The sequence below is a fragment of the Acinetobacter sp. MD2(2019) genome, from assembly GCF_035615615.1.
GTDB lineage: Bacteria > Pseudomonadota > Gammaproteobacteria > Pseudomonadales > Moraxellaceae > Acinetobacter.
Map to the genome: position 1 here is coordinate 1 of NZ_VTDU01000048.1, position 3,895 is coordinate 3,895.

Annotated in this window: 2 protein-coding genes and 3 pseudogenes; 3 read left to right on the forward strand and 2 right to left on the reverse strand. The window is 36.2% G+C overall.

What is annotated here, in order from left to right; translation table 11 throughout:
• Positions 1 to 149, reverse strand: a pseudogene (locus I2F62_RS12830) (IS3 family transposase); the annotation flags it as partial.
• Between the two features lie 44 nt (positions 150 to 193).
• On the opposite strand from I2F62_RS12830, the pseudogene I2F62_RS12835 reads away from it, so the two are divergent.
• Positions 194 to 1,285 (forward strand): annotated as a pseudogene (locus tag I2F62_RS12835) (tyrosine-type recombinase/integrase); the annotation flags it as partial.
• A gap of 672 nt (positions 1,286 to 1,957) precedes the next feature.
• On the opposite strand, the gene I2F62_RS12840 reads toward I2F62_RS12835, so the two are convergent.
• The gene (locus I2F62_RS12840; RefSeq protein ID WP_324627382.1) at positions 1,958 to 2,791 is read right to left on the reverse strand and encodes a hypothetical protein; all 834 of its coding nucleotides are present in this window, start codon (positions 2,789 to 2,791) and stop codon (positions 1,958 to 1,960) included.
• Between the two features lie 184 nt (positions 2,792 to 2,975).
• Here I2F62_RS12840 and I2F62_RS12845 point away from each other — a divergent pair, with 184 nt between their 5' ends.
• Positions 2,976 to 3,254 (forward strand): AlpA family phage regulatory protein, encoded by a 279-nt coding sequence (locus I2F62_RS12845; RefSeq protein ID WP_324627383.1) that lies wholly within the window; start codon positions 2,976 to 2,978, stop codon positions 3,252 to 3,254.
• A gap of 256 nt (positions 3,255 to 3,510) precedes the next feature.
• A pseudogene (locus I2F62_RS12850) lies at positions 3,511 to 3,895 on the forward strand (hypothetical protein); the annotation flags it as partial.

Consider the following 3,895-nt stretch of genomic DNA (forward strand, 5'->3'; position numbering starts at 1 on the left):
TACCAAACACGTAATGTTTCGGGTGTACAACCAATTTTAGGGGAAATCGCAGTGATTGCAGCCCAATTTGAGGGATAATCTTTTTCAGATTCTAGAACTAAGCGAACTGCTCGTTCTTTGATTTCAGGAGTATAGTTTGATTTTTTCATCGGAGTAGTTTCTCAGGAAAAGTGGTCTCCGACAAAACCGGTACGGTTCATACTGGATATTCAACTATACTCGTCCTTATTTAGCTAAACGCAACGATTTATCCTTAGGCACTTATCCAGAAGTGACCTTGGAAGAAGCGCGAGCAGTGCGTGATGAATATAAAAAATTGATCAAGCAGGGCATTGATCCAGCCACAGTACGTTTGGAAACCAAGAATCAAAAACAGAAAGAAGCGGAACACACTTTTCGTGTGGTCAGTACAGAGTGGCTTAAAAAACGAGAATTAGAAGGCAAGCAGGATGAAGAAGCGCTGCGCCGGTTAAATCATGATGCCTATCCTTATATTGGTGAGATGAGCTTTCCACAGCTGACCTTAGAGGTCTTAGAAGCCAAAATCTTCCAGCGCATCATTGATCGGGGAGCCTTATCCGTTGCTAAACGTTTGAAATCAGATCTAAACCAAATTTTTAAATCAGCACGTAAAAAGAAACTGATTCAATTCAACCCAATAGAGGACATAGAGTTACCTAATCCACAAGGAGGTAATTTTGCAGCGGTTACAGAAGAACAAGATTTAGCACCGTTGCTCAATAAAATCTGGAACTATTCTAAATTGCATACACGCTGCCTAATGACCACACAAGTGGCATTAAAGCTTTCAGTTTTGACCTTTCAAAGACCGGGAGAAATGCGTAAGCTAAAAAAATCTTATTATTACCCTGAAGAACGATGCTTTAAGTTTATTGCGAGTAAGACCAAACAACAGCATGTGGTTCCGTTATCAGATCAGGCATTTGAATTGGTAGAGTCGATTATTGATCTGTATCCACAGAGTGAATATCTATTTGTTGGACGCGATTCCAAAACCTATCTCTCAGACAACACCATTAATACAGCATTAAAGCGGTTGGGTTATGGTGGTAAACAAACAGCGCATGGTTTAAGAGCAACTGCAAGAACCATGCTGGATGAAATTTTAGAGCAGCGCGTAGATTATATCGAGCATCAATTGGCACACAAGGTCAAAGACAATAATGGTACCGCGTATAATCGAACCAAGTTCTTAAATAATCGTCGAGAGATGATGCAGGCATGGGCGGATTACTTGGAATTATTGCTTAAGCAGGGGGATTAGGAGGGTCATGAATGAACTTATTAAATTTATACACCTCATTATTTTGATCGCTTTGCTACAATTTTTAGAGAGAGTAAACAATCGATTGCTTGGTTTTTACTCTAGGTCATGAGGGTAGAATTGCTGATTGCGTCATCAGATTAGGCAAGGGGTTAAAGTCATTTTAAAGCCTCAGATTTAGTGTTTTTTTATATTAATAATGAATGGGTTCAATGCTAGTCCGCATACTGTTTAAAATAGTCTCCAAAAGCCCCGTAGTGTCATAAGGCGGTATCTGCTTTAAAAGCCATCTCACTTTCCCTCATCATTTTACATATCGGATTAAAGCATCGATGTTTAATTGATATCGGCTTGAATTGTGAGTTTTAATGTCAATTTAAACTACGAAGTTGAAAAGAAATGAACAATATTGGCATTGGTAAAAATCATTTACAGGCTGAATAAGGTCAATTTTATGATTGATCGTATGCTAAACAATGTGTTGTGATACACATGTGCATTCAACGATGAATTGACGGATTGGCTAGGGCTGTAGCTATCTTAACAGTCCCTGATACCTGAGCAAGGTTGGTATATTCTTCTACCGAATAGGGTGAATATTATTATTTTACAGATGAGTAGATATGATGCGTAGTGACCTAACATTGCATGCAAAGCTTGGATAAAAAGGATTTATTTTTTATTACAAATGATAACCTCATCAAGCAGCTTTTTGTTTCGCCTTAAGTTGTTCATGAGCACTTCATCTATATAAATAGTGTTAAAAGGGCTTTTCTTTTTTAGGGCATAAGGTGATGCGTCAAGTTCAAGTAATTTCCTTAATTCTATATTTTCGTACTTTAAGCGATTTAGATGTTTTTGATATTCATGGCGTTTATCATACTTAAATATTTCTGCATTTTCTGGTTGTTTTAAGGCTTCTTCACAATCAGAGATGTCTGTTTCATTTGATGCAATTGTATTTTTGATTTGTTGTTGATCATATTCAAAAAATCTCAGTTTTAGCTCAGGCAAAATTTCACGTATTGCGGCATTGACACTAGGCCATTGACCTTGTTGTGCTACCTTTTCTCGTAGAAGCGCATAAAAGATATTTAATTTTGGATAGAGTTTTTGTTCATAGCGAATACGCATACCACGAATGCCCTTGATCTTATTTTTGATCTTAGGGTTTAAGACGAAATAAGTATCGACAATCATGCGCTCATAATTTTGCATAAATTTTTTGAAAACTTCAGTGTTTTCTTTGGGCGAATATGCTGAGAAATTTTGTTTAATTTGATTGAGTGCAACAAGCATATTCACAAAATCATAACCACTCAAACTTATGGAATCATCATGATACTTCTTGTTTAGCGCGGCATCGGTCAAGATGAGTTTTTTTTCTTCATAGGAATAATTGGATTTAACTTCAGATATGCCGTTGATCATAAAGATACAAAGATAATAGTGAAAAATTTCCTCCTCCATCTCATTTAAGTCGACCATTGTAATTGTTTTTTTCATTTATAGATATCATTTAATTCAATTGGTTAGGTAACAATTATAGTCTGTATTTAAATACCTGACTAGTATTGCTGACGATCATGATGAGTTTTAACTAACATGCAATCCATCGGACGACTGATCATATTTATTTTTGAATATGTTCCAGACGTACTCTTCATCGTGACAATCGAAGGTTAAAAAAATGGTTGAGAATCGTTATCGTGTGAAAGAGCTAGTCAATTATCCAGAACGACTAGCAAAGGATTATATAGATCGTAGTGGACGTAGACGCCGAGTTTCTTATAAGCCTGCTACTAAAGGTTTGCTCAATATTGCAGAATCTACATTTTGGAAAATGATCCGCCGAGGAGATTTTCCTGAGCCAGTCTATTTGACTGCAAGTATGCCAACTTGGGCTGAAAGCCAAATTAATTTATGGCTCAATTCTAAAAAAGCTGATGACACAAGAGCGATATCTTGACAGCTAACAATAATCCTTTTTAGCCCTAAAGCACTGTAATAGCCTGATGATCAGGTGATGTGATTACGGTATTTTTTACGCCTAACGATTTGTGTTATTTATATGATATTAATCATATTAATCTATATACATGAGATGATTAAATATCAATAGACATAACTTAGATCATTGATTTATATGAATGATATTCTTACTTTTATAAAAGATGAATAAGCAATTCGTTAGGCGGTAATATCTTACAAAGAAGTATATTATCATGACTCAACCAGCATATAGTATGAGTAATACAACGACCTCTCATGTTGATCGTCAGTACTTGCAACAAGTCACTACGCAATCTCTAGGTCAACAACCTGATCTGGATGTATCAAATCAGAACATGCCGATGACCTTGCCCGTAGCAGAGCAATCCGCTGTATTTCAATCCCTGTATGAGACGTACAGTCATGCAGCAGATGATCAGCATGCAAGCTCATTCGTATTGGATTACTTATTAGATTTTAATGCAGAATTGAACCAATATGAAATTCGATCGAACCCTGAAGCGCAAAGAATATTTTTAGAAATTGAATTTGTGACATATGTTTTAAAAAATAACGTTATTAAAGCGTATCGACAAATAACCAGCGAATTTCGACATG